The following is a 15,047-nucleotide window of genomic DNA, read 5'->3' on the forward strand; positions in this document are numbered from 1 at the left end:
AAGCAAAAGGAAACCCTCCTCCATGGCGAAACCCAATGTTTCGGATGTTATTGTCCAAACTCTTGAAACCGCTGGTGTGGACGCCATTTACGGCGTGGTGGGCGACAGCCTGAACGGCATTACAGAGAGCCTGCTCAAGCATAAAACCATTCGTTGGGTTCATGTCCGGCATGAAGAAGTGGCCGCTTTTGCCGCCGCCGGGGCCGCGCATGTGACAGGCAAGCTGGCTGTTTGCGCCGGCTCCTGCGGTCCGGGCAATTTGCACCTTATCAACGGGCTCTATGATGCCCACCGCTCACGCGTGCCAGTACTCGCCCTAGCCGCACAAATTCCCAGCGCGGAACTCGGTACCGGCTATTTTCAGGAGACACGGCCAGAAGCGCTGTTCCGGGAATGCAGCCATTATTGTGAGACCATTTCCTCACCCGAGCAGGCACCACGCCTTGTAGAACTCGCTATTCGCGCGGCCGTGGGGCAGCGTGGCGTGGCCGTGCTTGTCATCCCCGGAGATGTCGCGCTGAAAGCGGCGGTTCACACTGCAATTTCTGCGCAATCAGCCCTTCTACCCAAAGCGCCGCGCGTTCTACCGTCGGAAGAAGAACTGGACGCACTGGTGGCACTTCTAAAAAGTGGCAAGAAAATCACTCTGCTCGCGGGGCGCGGCTGTGCCGGGTCGCATTCACAGCTTTTAAAACTGGCGGAAGTGCTGAAAGCCCCCATTGTGCATGCTCTGGGCGGCAAAGAGCACGTTGCTTACAATAATCCTTATGACGTGGGCATGACCGGGCTGATCGGCTTTTCCTCCGGCTATCACACCCTGATGGCGGCGGACGTGGTGCTGATGCTGGGCACGGACTTTCCTTACCGGCAGTTCTACCCGGAAAACGCCAAAATTGCGCAAATTGATATCCGGCCAGAACAACTGGGCCGTCGCTGCACACTGGCACAAGGGCTTGTGGGAGACATTGCTGACACATTGGACGCCCTTCTACCGCGCCTGCCCCTGCGCACGGACAGGTCCCATCTTGATCGCAGCCTCGACCTATACGCCAAAGCCCGCCATGGGCTGGATGATCTGGCAACACCGGGTAACGGTAAAGGCCCTATTCACCCGCAATACCTCACGCGGCTGGTTGATCAGGCGGCAACAGAGGATGCCATTTTCACTACGGATGTGGGTACCCCAACTGTCTGGGCCGCCCGGTATCTGACCATGAATGGCCGCCGACAACTGATTGGCTCCTTTGTCCACGGCTCCATGGCCAACGCGCTGCCACAGGCCATTGGCGCGCAGGTCGCGCAACCAAACCGGCAGGTTATCAGCCTTTCAGGCGATGGCGGCTTTACCATGCTGATGGGTGATCTAATTACCCTCACGCAAGAAAAACTGCCGGTTAAACTGGTGATTGTAAACAACGGCACCCTCGGGTTTGTCGCTATGGAGATGAAGGCCGCAGGTTATCTGGAAACCGGCGTCACGCTGGATAACCCGGATTTTGCCGCGATGGCCCGCGCCATGGGCCTACACGCAATACGTGTTGAAAACCCGGCAGATCTCCCTGCTGCGGTAGAGGAAATTCTGAACTACCCCGGCCCCGCCGTGCTGGATGCCGTCACCAACACACAGGAACTCGCTTTGCCGCCTAAAATCGAAAAATCACAGATTACCGGCTTCAGCCTCTACGCCCTGAAAGCCGTTATGAATGGACGTGGTGATGAAATACTTGACGTCGCCAAAACCAATCTTCCGTTTTTCCGGTAAAATAGGGAGACTGTTCATTATGAGGCATGACTCAAAAGAGTAATGCCTCATAATCTTCTATTCATATAGAGATACAAAAGAAGTTTTAAAAAATTAAAAATAGAAAATATCTATAGTTTTTGCCGAATAGACAGGCGGGCAGACCATGTCCTGCCACCTGTCAGCTTCAGACCAAACATTTCAGCGTCCTTCTTGGGCATAAAGGACTACCGCTGAACACCGACCAACACGGTATCAGTCGCTTCCATTTGGTGGTCATAAGCTGTCGATTTCATTGGATTTTTGGGAACTGGAGCGGATGAGGGGAATCGAACCCCCGTATGCAGCTTGGGAAGCTGCCGTTCTACCATTGAACTACATCCGCATACCGTGGCGCGCACTATAGCGAGTTCAGCTAGGTCTGACAATCCGGCCAGAAGCGGTTTTTTGCGTTTGGGCCGCCGTTCTTTTTGCCCTTCCCTCACCTTCGCACAACTGAAGGTCGGTTCTGGCCCTGTGTCCTTGCCGCCTCTGCCTATTCGGCTTCCATGTCTGCTGTGACCAGATCAGACAGATGCCCAATCTCTCGCAGAGTTAGGCCCTCTGGTGGTTTAGTGCGCGCACTTCCTCTGGCAATACGGCGGGGCAAGACAGCTTTATCAAACCCCAGCTTGGCCGCTTCTTTCAGCCGCGCATCAGCCTGTGAGACCTGCCGCACCTCGCCCGATAGGCCAACTTCGCCAAAATAAACTTCACCCGAACTGGTCGGCATGCCGGTTGCTGCGGAAATCAGGGCCGCCGCGACAGCGAGATCCGCCGCAGGCTCGGCCACCTTCAGGCCACCGGCAACGTTGAGATACACATCCATACCAGACAGCTTCACGCCGCAGCGCGTTTCCAGCACGGCCAGCAGCATGGACAGGCGGCCACTATCCCAGCCCACCACGGCACGGCGCGGCGCGTTGTCCCCACTTTTGGGGGCCAGCAGCGCCTGCACTTCCAGCAGAACGGGGCGTGTGCCTTCCAGCCCAGCAAAGACGGCGGACCCGGCAATATTGCCGCGCCGTTCCGCAAGGAACAGGGCTGAGGGGTTGGAGACTTCTTCCAGCCCACGGTCGGTCATGGCGAACACGCCAATTTCATCCGTGGCGCCAAAGCGATTTTTGGCAGCGCGCAAAATGCGGAACTGATGCCCGCGGTCGCCCTCAAAATACATGACGGCATCCACCATGTGCTCCAGCACACGCGGGCCTGCCAGTGCGCCTTCCTTCGTCACATGCCCCACCAGAATGAGGCTGAAGCCTTTACGTTTGGCCAGACGGATGAGTTCAAACGCGCAGGCCCGTACCTGCGAGACAGAGCCGGGAGCGCTTTCCACCGTTTCCAGCCACATGGTCTGAATGGAATCAATCACGACCGCCCGCACATCCGGCTCAGCTTCCAGCGTGGCAACTATGTCCGCAACGTTAATGGAGGCCGCGAGGTCCAGCTTGGCCTGCCCGACCTCAAGACGCAGGGCACGCAGGCGGATTTGGTCCACCGCTTCCTCGCCCGAAATATAGAGAACGCGCTCACCTTTCCCGGCCAGCTTGCAAGCAGCCTGAAGCAGAAGGGTGGATTTCCCAATTCCCGGATCACCCCCCACCAGCACCACGGAGGCAGGCACAAGCCCGCCGCCCAGCACGCGGTCCAGTTCTTCAATACTGGTTTTAATGCGGGGCGGGGGAGCCGCCATGCCCTCCAGCCCTTCAAGCTGGACGCGCCGCCCCTTGCTGCTGGCGCGGGGGGACGAGGCGGCAAGCGGTTCAACCGCTATTTCCTCCAGCGTATTCCACTCACCACAGGCTTCACACTGGCCCATCCACTTAGGATACACCGCCCCGCAGGCCCGGCACGCAAACTGGCGGGCTGGTCGTTTAGCCAAGAGCGTTCTCCCCCATTATCTTGTCGCTCATCTGGGGGTGAACACCCCGGTTCTCAAGAGCCGGGAGCTTACGGACGCCCCACGGACTCATAGGTAAATCCGGCAGCCCGCATGGCGGCAGGGTCAAAAATATTGCGCAGGTCCACAATGGTTTTAGTGCGCATCCGACGGCGCAGTTCAACCGGCGAGAGTGCCCGGAAAATATTCCACTCCGTCAGCACCACCAGCACGTCCGCCTGCTCCGCAGCATCCAGCGCATCCCCACAATAGGTCACGCTTTCCGGCAGCAGCGGTTTGGCTGCGACCATGCCGACCGGGTCATACGCCCGGATTTCCGCCCCGGCTTCCGCCAGACGATGCAGAATCGGGATGGAGGCGGACTCGCGCATATCATCGGTTTCCGGCTTGAAGGTCAGGCCGAGCACGGCCACCGTCTTGCCAGCAACAGAACCTCCGCACGCCGCGATAATACGCCCGGCCATACCCGCCTTGCGCGCCTCATTCACCTGCACCGTGGTTTCCACCAGACGGCAGGCGCTGTGGGCTTCTTGCGCAATACGAGAGAGAGCGAGCGTATCCTTGGGGAAGCAGGAGCCACCATAGCCGGGGCCGGGTTGCAGGAACTTGCGACCAATCCGCCCGTCCAGCCCCATGCCACGCGCCAGATCATGCACATCAGCCCCCAGCGTCTCGCACAGATCGGCCATTTCATTGATGAAGGAGATCTTCATCGCGAGGAAAGAGTTGGAGGCGTATTTGGTCAGTTCCGCCGTTTCCAGCCCGGTGAAGAGCAGCGGAGCCTCAATCACGGACAGCGGACGATAGACCCGGCGCAGCACATCCTCTGCCCGGCTGGCGCGCTCGGGGCGCGTCTGGTCAAGCCCGATAATCACGCGGTCCGGCCGCATAAAGTCCCCAATCGCGCTGCCTTCCCGCAGAAACTCCGGGTTGGAGGCCACATCAAAATCCGCGTCCGGGCGCGCCTGCCGGATAATTTCGGCAATGCGACGGCTGCTGCCCACCGGTACGGTGGATTTGGTGACAATCACGGCATAGCCCGTCAGGGCTTCCGCAATCTGGCGGGCGGCTGCGTGGACGTACTGCATATCGGCAGCGCCATCCCCATTGCGGGGCGGAGTGCCTACGGCAATGAACACGGCCTCGGCCCCGGCAACGGCCGTGGCAATATCGTCCCCAAAGGTCAGGCGGCCTGCCTGACTGTTGGAGGCCACGAGCGCATCCAGCCCCGGCTCGTAAATGGGAATACGGCCTTCCCGCAGGGCGGACAGACGCTCAGGATTGGTTTCAACAATCGCAACATTGATACCGAACTCGGCAAAACACGCGCCTGATACAAGCCCGACATACCCGCCGCCAATCATGGCTATGCGCATCCGCTGCCCTCCTGCCTTTACTCATCACCGCTGGTAATCATCACCGCGGTTAGGGTGGACTTTAAAACTGGCTGACACACATGCCCTCAGCGGACGATTGCCGCAATGCCTGTGGCACAGATTTCAGACATTCAGCCCGTGGCATGCCCTCTCCAGCAGCCTCCGCCCCGCTCTCTTTTCCCGCCAAACACGGCATCCGCACTCCATGCCCGCGCCACACAGCCTTTGACGGGGGCGGGACTTCACGCTACGGCTGGACCCTTCCGCTTATTGACCCAGAAACAGGACCGGACCGCCTGACCGTATGGATATGTTGCTCGATCTTGTGGCCAGACTGGGCCGAACCACCCTCGGCCTGATCCGCGCGGCGGGGTCCTTGACCCTGTTTGCCCTCTCTGGCCTGTCCCATCTTGTCAGGCCGCCGTTCTACGGGCGCGTGTTTCTGTCCACCTTTCTGGAAACCGGGTTTTTCTCGCTGCCAGTCGTGGCGCTCACGGCCCTGTTCTCCGGTGGCGTGATTGCCCTGCAATCCTACACCGGCTTTGCGCAGTACCATGTGCAGAGCGCCATTGCGGGCATTGTGGTGCTGGCTGTTACCCGTGAATTGGGGCCTGTTCTGGCCGGACTGATGGTGGCGGGCCGCGTGGGGGCCGCCATGGCGGCGGAAATTGGCACCATGCGCGTCACGGATCAGGTTGATGCGCTGACGACCCTCTCCACCAACCCCATGAAATATCTGGTGGCTCCGCGCCTGCTGGCAGGCATTATCGCTCTGCCCCTGCTGGTGCTGGTGGCGGACGTGCTGGGTGTGGCCGGGGGCTTTACTGTGTCTGTTGTAAAGCTTGGCTTTTCACCCCATGCTTACATCACCGCCACACTCAATTCCGTAAAGGTGATTGATGTGACAGTCGGGCTGGTCAAAGCCGCCCTGTTCGGGTTCCTGATTGCCCTGATGGGCTGCTATTACGGCTATAACAGCAAAGGCGGTGCAGAAGGTGTTGGCACGGCCACAACCTCCGCCGTGGTCGCAGCCTCCATCCTGCTGCTGGCGTTTGATTACCTCCTGACGGATCTGTTCTTCTCACAATGACCGGCACCCTCCCCAAAATCCGCATCCGGGACCTTCACAAGTCCTTCGGTTCCAAAAAGGTGCTGGACGGCATCAATCTGGATGTCATGCCCGGCACCTCCTTTGTCATCATCGGTGGGTCCGGCAGCGGGAAGTCTGTGCTGCTGCGCTGTATTCTGGGGCTTATTATCCCGGACTCAGGCAGCATCGAGATTGACGGCGAGGACATGCTCACCGCCTCCCCCCGGCGGCAGGACGTTTTGCGTGGCAAGATTGGCATGCTGTTCCAGAACGGCGCGCTGTTTGACAGCCTGCCCGTGTGGGAAAACGTGACCTTCGGCCTGCTGGCGCTCAAGCGGTTGACCCGCAAGGAAGGCCGCAGCCATGCTGGCAGCATTCTCGCGCAGGTCGGGTTGGACCCATCGGTTGGGGAGCTTTACCCTTCCGAACTCTCAGGCGGAATGCAGAAGCGTGTCGGACTGGCCCGCGCCATTGCCGCGCAGCCGGACATCCTGTTTTTTGACGAACCCACCACCGGGCTGGACCCGATTATGGGCGCCGTGATTGACGGGCTGATTGTAGACTGTGTGAAAAAACTCGGCTCTACCGCCATTGCCATTACGCATGACATGGCCTCCGCCCAGCGCATCGGGGATGACGCCGCAATGCTCTACAAAGGCCAGTTAATCTGGAAAGGCCCGGCAAGCGCGCTGATGGATAGCGGGAACGCCATGGTGGACCAGTTCACCCACGGGCGGCGTGAAGGCCCCATTACCATGGAACTGCGGCGCTAGGCAGTGCTGTGGGGCCGTGCTTTTCCACTTGCTCGCCTCCCCGCCGGGTGAGATAGAAGCACAACCGGATTGCAACACAGGAACAAGACATGAAACACGCGGTTCTGATGCTGGTATGTGCTTTTACGCTCTGCTCCTGCGGGATGTTCGGCAAGAGCGAGCCGCGCCATATGACAACACCGGCAGAGTGGGAAAAATACGGCTACCGGGACCATGTGCAGGACAGCAGCCAGATCACCAACCCCAGCAAGACGGATGATGCTGACCCGCTCCAGATGCACAAAGACGACCCCAGCAAAGATACGAAAAAAGCCAAGAAGAAAAAGAAATCCTCTTCCTGATTTCTGGCTGAACGGCAGACTGCGCACACCTGCCGCACCCCTTTCTCTTCGCAACCGCCCGGTTCTCTGGCACGTTGGAACCCTGATGTTCCCTGTGCCGGAGTATAGAGAAGCCTTATGACCCGCCAGCCGTCCCGCATTCTGGTCCCTGCCCTATTTCTGGTGCTGGCGGGGCTTTTCCACCCCCTGCTCTCCAATCCTGCGGTTCTTGCAGCAGAGCCCACCCCGGCCGCCGCTACTACCCCCACCGCACAAACGCCCGCCGCTGCGCAAACACCGGCCCCACTGATTGCGGACATCACGCTCTTTGCGTCCGATGCCACGCTCAATGCGATGGGCGATGAAATCCGCGCGATCTATCAGGGCAGCCGGAAAGATTATTCTACCTCCCAGAATGCCAATGCCCTGAGCACGCTGACGCGCCGCGCAACAGCCGTGGCGACAAAAGCCGATACCCTACTGGCGCAGATCAAGCCGTATGAGTCCGTCTATCAGAATTTTATAGATATTCTGGGCAAACCCGATGCGGCGGAACCTGCTTCCATCACGCAGCAGCGCACAATGCTGACAGCGCGCCAACGCGATATTTCGGGCCGTATTACCCGTTTGAAACTCTACCAGCTTGAGGCCCAGCAGCTCACGCAGGAACTCCGCCAGCATGGCACGGCTATCCAGCAGGCCACCATGACGCAGCGGTTCCCCACACCGCTGGGAGTCAATTTCTGGTCCCAATTATCTAACACCGCCGAGCAGGACAAAAGCCGCGCGTCCTCTCTGTTTTCCGAAATCGGACTGGTGCTGAAAAACGCCTTTACCGGCCAGCATGCCCTGCTCACGCTCGGGGCCATAGCGCTGTCCGGCCTGCTGCTGGCCCTGCATTTTTTCTGCCATGCACCGTTACGGATGCTGGTCTCCCGCTTTCTGCCTCCGGGCCGTATCCGCCCCATTACAGCCGCTGTACTCTGTTCCCTGATTGGGGTTATTGCGTGGGGTGGAGCGTTTCAGCTCCTCTGGAACGCTGTCAGCTTCAATAATGATGCCGTAGCAGAGGACCTCTCGGCTCTGGCCGATATGGTCGCCGCACAGGTTCCGCTGTGCGGGTTTGTGCTGGAACTGGGCATGAGCCTGCTTTCCCGCAAGACGGAATGGCGCGTGTTCCCTATGCCGGACACGCTGGCGCGCAACCTGCGCCTGTTCCCCTTCTGGTTTGCCGGAGCGCTGCTGGTGCGCGGCGTGCTGCGCTATGTGGATACACGGAGCGGACTGGGGCTGCTGCCCATCCAGCTTATGGACGGATTATACACGCTGGCAGTCAGCCCCCTGCTGTTTGCCATCCCCCGCCAGTTGCGCCTGTCTGCACAGCAGGAAGATACTGAGACTAGTTCTGCCAATATTGCCCCGCTTTTAAGAACCCTCGTTACCGCCATTGCCATTCTCTGCTGGGGCGCAGTGCTCACGGGGTATATTCCGTTGGGCTATACCATTATCTCGTGGGTTTCCGTCATGGCTATCACCATGACCGGCCTTCTGCTGGTGTCCCTGCTGGTAACCGCATTGGGGAGCAGCGTTTTCCCCTCCTCCGGCCCTGTGGGTGCCCATCTGGTCAGGCTCGGGCTGCCTGCCCGGCTGGTGGATCAGGCCAGTGTGGTTATTCCCGGCCTGATCAGCGTGTTTCTGCTGGTTGTTGCGTTTTCCGTCGCAACGGCAGGCGCGGATTTTGACCCAACACAGGTCAGCCGTCGCATTCAGTTTATCTTCAAAGGGCAGGCCTCCACAGAAGGCAGCTTTAATCTCTCTCTGGATGCCATGCTGCTGTGCGCGGGGCTGCCTATTCTTGGCCATTACGCCATTCGCATTATCAAAAACTGGTTCCGGCTCCGCTTTTTCCCCACAACACGGCTGGATATTGGCGCACAGGCCTCCATCCTGAATATTCTGTCCTACAGCGCGTGGATTATTATTGGTCTGTGCATGGCCTCGGCACTCGGGGTTACGGTCAAGAGCATGACATGGGTTGTCAGTGCCCTATCCGTCGGGATTGGTTTTGGCCTGCAATCCATTGTGCAGAACTTTGTGTCCGGCATTATCCTGATGGCCGAGCGCCCCGTCTCCATTGGCGATGTGGTGGATATTGCCGGTGCGCATGGGGAGGTCGCGCGGATTAGCGTGCGCTCCACCAACATCAAACTGGCTGACGGCTCCACCATGATTGTGCCGAACTCGCAGTTCATCACCTCTGCCGTGCGCAATGCCACACGGGCGGAAAAACCGGGAGTGTTTACCATCCCACTCCAAGTGCCGTTTACGTCTGACCTGCACAAAGCCATGAACGTCATAACCAGCACGCTGGCTGGCTGTGAAAATGTGGAAGCCCAGCCTGCCCCGACCGCAAGCATTACGTCCGTCGCGGATGGGTCTGCCATTCTGACCGGCACCGCCCGCGCGCGCGAAGGAATGGATACGGCCGCCGTACGCAGTCAGGCCCTGTTTGCACTGTGGGAGGCGTTTCAGGAAAACCAGATTCCGGTTACGGTCAGCACAACCAGTAGTTCCTCCACAAAATAGAATAAAAAAGCGGGGTGTGGAACCCGGCTTTTTTGTTTCAGAAATCCGCCTGCGCGCTGATGGAAAACGATCGAGGCGCGCCCAGCATGACTTGCCCGGCATAGCCCGTATCCGCCCACTGGATGAAGTGCTTGTTGCCGATATTATCAATACGGCCATACACTGTAATATTTTTATAGGCATGCCAGCCTACAAAAACATTGACCAGCGCGTAATTTTTCAGAGAGAGCGTATTAGCGTAATCTCCCTTGCGCGCCGAGACATACCGCATCCCTGCCCCCAGATCGAGCGGTAGGTCCGCCACGCGGGACCAGATGGCCCACAAATTCGCCGTAACCGCAGGCACGTTCGGCACCTGATTACCCGAGGCATCAACCGAGGCGCTGGGATGAAAAGACCCGTAACGGGAATAGGTATAAGCCACATTGCCGGACAGGCTCCAGTGGCGATCGAAGGCAAAATCCCCCTGCCATTCCACGCCGCGTGACTTCTGCACGCCCGCCGTTGCGACCGTATCCGGCCCGGTAGAAACCAGCATCCGTGTGCGGCGAATATCATATAGGGAGAGCGTCGTGGTCAGCCGCCCGTCCAGAAGGCTGGCTTTCACCCCAATTTCTCCCTGCCGGGAATGGCTGAGTTTTGCAAACTGCCCCCGGTTGGTCAAAAACAGGTTGGAGCCCGGTGGGTCTTCCCCGGTGGTATAAACACCGTAGAGGCTCACATTTTTTGTCAGGTCAAACACCGGACCGATACGGAAATTGTCCGGGTTGTAATGGCCTTTAAAGCTCGTGGCCGCATTAAACTGACCATTCTGCCGATAGTTCTGCCGGTCGAGTGACAGCCAGTCATACCGAAAGCCGCCCACAAGACGCAGATTGTCCCGTATGGTCAGCACATCTTCCAAAAACAGACCCGCCTGAACCATGGTGGTGGGGGATTTCATAAAAGGATATTCCCCAGCAAAGGAGCCGAGCGGCGTAGCCTCCGGGCTTACGAGAGAAACACTGTCCGCATAATTTGCAGACGGAAACCCCCGGTTTCGGATAAAGCGCAGATAATAGGCGTCTCCCCCCAGCACAAAGCGGTTCTTCATGCCAAAAATGGAAAAATCAAACTGTCCGTGCAATGTATCGCCCACCTGATGCTGGTTCTGATACACATAAAATCTGTCCCGACCGATGCTGCCGGGCGCAATCGCATTCCCTGCGGCGTCTATGTTGCCGGGACTGCTGATGTAGCTCAGACTTTCCGCATTATTCCAACGGCGTTTGGAATAAATGACGTAGCTGCTGTTATGAAACAGAACATGATTGTTCACGCGCCAGTCAAGATGCAGGGTTGGCGTGGCATTGACCGACCCAGCCTTGCTGTCCCGCACGTTATAGTAACGCCATGGGGAAGCGCGGGTAATGCCCAGTCCTTTGCTAGAGCCCAAAAGACCACCCACACGCCCGCCGGTTTGTGCAAGATCCACCAATGGTGTGCCATAATAGGTGGAAAGACGGTCTGTCAGATAATCCATACTCAGGCGTGCCGTGAATTTTGATGTCGGCTTCCACAGCAGAGTTGTCGTAAAATCATCCGAATGCGGGTCAGCCCCTTTTACAAATCCGTCTGATGATGTGCGGCTGAAATCCGTGCGCAGCGCCAGCGTCCGTGTAATAGGCACGGAACCGCCAACGCCCGCGTTCCACGTATTGAAACTCCCATAAGAGATCAGGGCGTTTGCGTGAGGGCCATCAAATGTCGGGGTTCTGGAACGCATATCCACCGTACCGCCCACAGCCCCCTGCCCATACAACACGGAGGACGGGCCTTTGAGCACTTGTACACTTTCCAGATTAAAACTGTTCTGAGGCCGGTTGACCATAGTTGTCGGCCCAAAATACTGGCCATCATGCAGCACCAGAATCTGGTTGCCGGAAAAGCCGCGCATCATCAACTGCGCCGGAGCACCGGGGGAACCACCGGACGACACACCCGGGGCGCTATCGGCTGCGGCCTCCGCCTGAGCATAACCTCGCTGCATCATCACATCATGCGAGACAACATTGATCGTCCCCGGCGTATGCTGGATGGAAAGGCCAAGCTTTCCACCAACGACAGGCACGGCCTGTAACGGCGAGGTCCTGCCATAGGCCGTGATATATTCCGGGCTTCTGGCATGTTGGGCTGAGGGCTGGGGTTTGTGATCCTTGGCCCCGGATTTTCTACCTTTTTTAGGAGAAGTCGCCTGCGAACTCCTCCAATCATCGGGACTTGCAGCATAGGCGACAGACACAGAGTTCAGCCCCAACAAAGCAGTCAGGGCGTAAGAGAGTGGACGCACGGGTTCGCTCCAAAACAACGTCACCGCGGTGGAAGCAGCGGGCAGAACCATGCCTCGCCGCCACATCACCCCGCATGGCAGCTCCGTCCGTGACTTTGGGGCAATGGCAGGTCTCCTGGCTTGCTGGTCCTCGGCGTGTGCAGCGCCTTCCCCCCCATGCATGGCATGGAGAGTGGCATGAATGCCGCACATCCTCTCAGCTTACAGTTGCGGGGGCAGCACCGGCTTGCACCGGTTTCCCTCTTAGCTCTCTGGTTGCTAGCTGCAACCGAAAAGCACCATTGCGTGATGCAGCGTAAACAGTGTCTGAAAAACCTTGTCAACGACTCCGCGCCCCGTCTCGCCCTTCAAACGCAGAATGGCCCCGCCCCTGTTGCGCAAAAGCGGCGTTTGCGTACACTCTCGCCCCGTCAGTCAACAGCCCCGCGCAAGCGGGTTAAAAGGGAAGACCGTATGCCGTCCTGCACGGCTCAGTCGGTCGCTGCTCCCGCAACTGTAGGCGGTCTGTCCGGGTCTTTCTGCCGCACGGCAAACCACTGGGGGAACCCGGGAAGGTTGGACTCAGGCGCATGGCCGCAAGTCAGGAGACCTGCTGTTGTCGTTCAGACCATGTCGCCGGGCGGGATGTACCGGAAGGCAGGAGTTATCAGTGTGGGACCATTTTCCCCATTACCCCTTTCCGCTTTATCCCGGCCCTACCCGACTGCGGGGGCGTATCACCCAGCTTTTGCGCGCCTTCTCCACGCATGCCCTTCTCGTACCCATGCACTGCAGGCCGTACGGCTGGCGCTCCTCCCACCACCAGAACCGGAAGAACAGATTGTCCATAACGGGCACGACCTCTTCCTGAAACTGACACCCACACTCCCCGCCTCACACCGAGATCGTGGCGCCTTGCTGGAAGAAGCCTTCCGTCCGCTACTTCTGCTTGCCTCTGACTCACTGGAGGCAACACCACCCCTCTGCGCGACCATGCCGCCCGAGGCAGCAGAACGAATTGTACGGGCCTATATATCTGTCCACTGGGCACGAGGCGCACAGACTGCCGCCATGGCGCTCTATAACGCGCCAGTATGAAGGCCTTTCGCAGAGCCCTGTATCTGGTACACCGATGGTTGGGCATTGCCATGGGCCTGCTGATGGCAGGCTGGTGCGCCTCGGGCATTGTCATGCTCTGGCACACATGGCCCCAACCGGAAGAAGACGCCCTTCGCCATGTCCCGACGGCTATCCGCTGGCCCTTTGCCATGCCGGACTTGCAGGCTTTAGACAAAAACGGGCATTTTCAGGCTTTCCACATTAGCATGGTCGGACAGGAACCTGCTCTGACCCTTTATCCAGCAAGCGGGCACCCCTTCACGCTGGACCTACGCACAGGACAAGTTGGGCGCGTTACTCCAGAGGATGCCGCAACCAACGCCCAACGCTACGCCTACACCGCTGGCAGTGGCACTCAGACTTCGCCTACCTTTGATGGCCTGACAACAGACGACCAATGGATTCTCGACACGCACGAGCGAGAAGACGGATTTTACCGTTTCTTGTTTGCAGACGCTGCACACACTCAGGTTTACGTGTCCTCCCTGACGGGAGATGTCATGCAGGCCGCCACCCGCGCCTCGCGCCTGTGGGCATGGGTTGGTGCCATTCCACACTGGCTCTATCCGGCGGTGCTGCGCAGAAACCCGTCCTTATGGAAGGATGTGGTCATTTTCCTTTCTGGCACAGGAGTTTTTCTGACTGCTACAGGGCTATGGATTGGTGTGTTGCGGCTCCGTCGTCAGTCTCCTTTTACACCTTATCGCGGGTGGCACTGTGTCCACCATCTCAGCGGCGCGGTGTTTGGCCTGTTTGCTTTACTGTGGGTTGGCACCGGACTGCTCACCATGTCCCCCTTCGGCCTGTTTCAGAGCAATCCTGATGCCACCAACTCCCTGCGTGTGACCGGCACAGTGAACGGCGCGGATATTGCGCGGGTTCTCTCCCGTTTTATCGCAGCAGCCCCCTCCCATTGCGCGACTATAAAAAGTGCTTTTCTGGACGGGCATCTCTTTATGCAGGCCTCATCTCCACTCCTGACCAATCCGTCTCGTATTGCCCTGCCTCGCACCCAGCGGCTTGATGAAAGCCTGAACCCCGCACCGCTCACCCGAGAACAGATTGTGCAAACACTACGCCCCAAAGGCATGCTGCGCACGCCGCAAGACCTGACTTACCTGACGGCAGAAGATCGCTATTATTTCAGCCGCCCAACCCGTAAACGGCATTTCCCCGTCTGGCGCGCAGTCGCTACAGACGGCACCCACACCTATCTGGACGCCCAGTCCGGCGCGGTGTTGGCTATTCTGGATCGCCCAGCCCGCCAGTCCCGCTGGCTGGTTTACGGATTTCATGATCTAGATTTTCAGATGTGGCTCCGCAAAACCCCCACGCACTGGGGTATTGCCTTGCCTTTGCTGGGTGGTGTGCTCTGCATCTTTTTGTCAAGTGTTGTTCTTGGCGTCAGGCGGTTACGACGTAATTTTCAGCGTTTTCCGTCCCTTTAATACCTACACGCATTCGTATGACTCTATGGCGCTTTCCAGAATAAAAGACTCTCTCGGCATCATCTAGACAAGGGCGAGAGATAATAGGTTTGTGCGATCCCAAGTTCGTATCATCCTGTCGCTTATTCACCGAAATCACTCCGGGGTCGAAACCAGTTCATCTCATATTACAGGTAAAATTCCGCACTTCATTCATTGAGCGATGCAGAATCAAGACCGTTAAGAGCCTGTTTGGAAATTCGCTGAAGTGTGATTCAAGCTCTGGATGTGGACGCCAGAGCAGAGAGGCCGGATGGCCAGTATCACCGGCAAGACGAAGCGCTATCCGTCTGACATGACGGATG

At 58.3% G+C, this 15,047-nt stretch carries 11 protein-coding genes, 1 tRNA gene, 1 pseudogene and 2 riboswitches; of the genes and pseudogenes, 8 read left to right on the forward strand and 5 right to left on the reverse strand.

The features are described from left to right. The first annotated feature begins 22 nt into the window (after nucleotides 1–22). Nucleotides 23–1,762: a ubiquinone-dependent pyruvate dehydrogenase gene (poxB, locus tag AD949_RS09175; protein WP_048835135.1), complete on the forward strand. Its 1,740-nt coding sequence runs from the start codon at nucleotides 23–25 to the stop codon at nucleotides 1,760–1,762. A gap of 290 nt (nucleotides 1,763–2,052) precedes the next feature. Here poxB and AD949_RS09180 read toward each other — a convergent pair. From AD949_RS09180 to AD949_RS09190, 3 genes are all read right to left on the reverse strand, one after another. Then, a tRNA-Gly gene (locus tag AD949_RS09180) sits at nucleotides 2,053–2,126 on the reverse strand. Nucleotides 2,127–2,276: 150 nt separating this feature from the next. Further along, nucleotides 2,277–3,665: a DNA repair protein RadA gene (gene radA, locus AD949_RS09185; protein WP_048835134.1), complete on the reverse strand. Its 1,389-nt coding sequence runs from the start codon at nucleotides 3,663–3,665 to the stop codon at nucleotides 2,277–2,279. A 68-nt stretch (nucleotides 3,666–3,733) separates the two neighbouring features. Next, nucleotides 3,734–5,059 carry a UDP-glucose dehydrogenase family protein gene (locus AD949_RS09190; protein ID WP_174766746.1) on the reverse strand — a complete coding sequence of 442 codons (1,326 nt, stop codon included), beginning with the start codon at nucleotides 5,057–5,059 and terminating at the stop codon, nucleotides 3,734–3,736. Nucleotides 5,060–5,139: 80 nt separating this feature from the next. Here AD949_RS09190 and AD949_RS14120 point away from each other — a divergent pair, with 80 nt between their 5' ends. The 5 genes from AD949_RS14120 to AD949_RS09210 all read left to right on the forward strand — a co-directional run bounded on the left by AD949_RS14120 (nucleotide 5,140) and on the right by AD949_RS09210 (nucleotide 9,828). Beyond that, entirely contained in the window at nucleotides 5,140–5,418 is a 279-nt protein-coding gene (locus tag AD949_RS14120; RefSeq protein ID WP_141325326.1) for a hypothetical protein, read from the forward strand. After that, nucleotides 5,364–6,149 carry an MlaE family ABC transporter permease gene (locus tag AD949_RS09195; RefSeq protein ID WP_048835133.1) on the forward strand — a complete coding sequence of 262 codons (786 nt, stop codon included), beginning with the start codon at nucleotides 5,364–5,366 and terminating at the stop codon, nucleotides 6,147–6,149. Before AD949_RS14120 ends, AD949_RS09195 begins: the two co-directional genes overlap by 55 nt. Continuing rightward, nucleotides 6,146–6,922, forward strand: a complete 777-nt coding sequence (locus AD949_RS09200) for an ABC transporter ATP-binding protein (protein WP_048835132.1) — start codon at nucleotides 6,146–6,148, stop codon at nucleotides 6,920–6,922. Before AD949_RS09195 ends, AD949_RS09200 begins: the two co-directional genes overlap by 4 nt. Before the next feature lie 89 nt (nucleotides 6,923–7,011). Beyond that, complete coding sequence (locus AD949_RS09205; RefSeq protein ID WP_048835131.1) at nucleotides 7,012–7,263, forward strand: hypothetical protein; 252 nt, start codon at nucleotides 7,012–7,014, stop codon at nucleotides 7,261–7,263. Nucleotides 7,264–7,380: 117 nt separating this feature from the next. Continuing rightward, the gene (locus AD949_RS09210) at nucleotides 7,381–9,828 is read left to right on the forward strand and encodes a mechanosensitive ion channel domain-containing protein (RefSeq protein ID WP_052944523.1); all 2,448 of its coding nucleotides are present in this window, start codon (nucleotides 7,381–7,383) and stop codon (nucleotides 9,826–9,828) included. Nucleotides 9,829–9,865: 37 nt separating this feature from the next. On the opposite strand, the gene AD949_RS09215 is transcribed toward AD949_RS09210, so the two are convergent. After that, the gene (locus AD949_RS09215) at nucleotides 9,866–12,208 is read right to left on the reverse strand and encodes a TonB-dependent receptor (RefSeq protein WP_248845780.1); all 2,343 of its coding nucleotides are present in this window, start codon (nucleotides 12,206–12,208) and stop codon (nucleotides 9,866–9,868) included. Nucleotides 12,209–12,245: 37 nt separating this feature from the next. After that, nucleotides 12,246–12,455, reverse strand: a riboswitch (cobalamin riboswitch). Between the two features lie 103 nt (nucleotides 12,456–12,558). Then, nucleotides 12,559–12,768: riboswitch (cobalamin riboswitch) on the forward strand. 40 nt (nucleotides 12,769–12,808) lie between these two features. Between AD949_RS09215 and AD949_RS14125 the strand changes: the two genes are divergently transcribed. Next, on the forward strand, nucleotides 12,809–13,234 hold the full coding sequence (locus tag AD949_RS14125) for a hypothetical protein (protein ID WP_141325328.1): 426 nt from the start codon (nucleotides 12,809–12,811) through the stop codon (nucleotides 13,232–13,234). Further along, nucleotides 13,231–14,703 carry a hypothetical protein gene (locus AD949_RS09220; protein WP_048835129.1) on the forward strand — a complete coding sequence of 491 codons (1,473 nt, stop codon included), beginning with the start codon at nucleotides 13,231–13,233 and terminating at the stop codon, nucleotides 14,701–14,703. Before AD949_RS14125 ends, AD949_RS09220 begins: the two co-directional genes overlap by 4 nt. A gap of 157 nt (nucleotides 14,704–14,860) precedes the next feature. Here AD949_RS09220 and AD949_RS14300 read toward each other — a convergent pair. Further along, a pseudogene (locus AD949_RS14300) lies at nucleotides 14,861–15,047 on the reverse strand (hypothetical protein); the annotation flags it as partial.

It is taken from the genome of Acetobacter orleanensis, from assembly GCF_001581005.1.
In the GTDB taxonomy this organism is placed as follows: domain Bacteria; phylum Pseudomonadota; class Alphaproteobacteria; order Acetobacterales; family Acetobacteraceae; genus Acetobacter; species Acetobacter orleanensis.